Source organism: Burkholderia sp. E168m23 (assembly GCF_016586125.1).
In the GTDB taxonomy this organism is placed as follows: domain Bacteria; phylum Pseudomonadota; class Gammaproteobacteria; order Burkholderiales; family Burkholderiaceae; genus Burkholderia; species Burkholderia orbicola.
In genome coordinates, this window is sequence record NZ_BCPP01001613.1 from 1 (window position 1) to 723 (window position 723).

1 protein-coding gene is annotated in these 723 nt (G+C 74.4%); it reads left to right on the forward strand.

Annotated elements, in window-relative coordinates:
- A partial coding sequence (locus JMF90_RS39215; RefSeq protein WP_201326565.1) for a HEAT repeat domain-containing protein occupies positions 1-699 on the forward strand: 699 nt, incomplete at its 5' end.
- Positions 700-723 lie beyond the last annotated feature (24 nt).

Consider the following 723-nt stretch of genomic DNA (forward strand, 5'->3'; position numbering starts at 1 on the left):
GCGCAAAGCCTGTCCGAACTGAAGGACGCGGCATCGGGCGCCGTGCTGTGCCGCTGGGCCGACCGGTCCGAGCCGTTCGTGCGCGGCGCCGTGCTGCGCGGCTTGCGCGAGTTGCGCGACCCCGACGCGTTCGCGCCCGCGCTGCGCGCGCTCGACGCGAGCGCCGCTGCCGTCCGAGCCGAGGCGGTCGTCGTGCTCGGCTGGCTCAAGGACGGCCGCGCGCTGCCGCCGCTCGCCCGCGTCGCGACCGCGGACGCCGACGCGGACGTGCGGCGCGCCGCGGTCGGCGCAATCGGGTTTGCGGCGGCGGGCGATACCGCCGTCGTCACCGCGTTGCTCGCGGCGCTGCGTGACGCCGAATGGCAGGTGCGCGAAGAAGCGGCTGCCACGCTCGGCAAGCTGCGCATCGCCGCTGCGCGCGACCCGCTCGTCGCCGCGCTCGACGACGACTACTGGCAAGTGCGCGTGCGTGCCGTCCGCGCGCTGGGCCAATTGCGCGATGCGGCCGCGGCGTCGGCCGTCGTCGCGCTGCTCTCGCATACGATCAGCAACCTGCGCAAGGAAGCCGCGCTCGCGCTCGGCGAATTGCGCGACCGGGCGACGCTGCGGGCGCTACACGACGCACTCGACGATCGCGACCCCGAAGTCCGCAAGGCCGTGCGGATCGCGATCGGACAGATCGACGAGGCGTCGCGATGATCGCGCCGACCGAAATCGCACTCG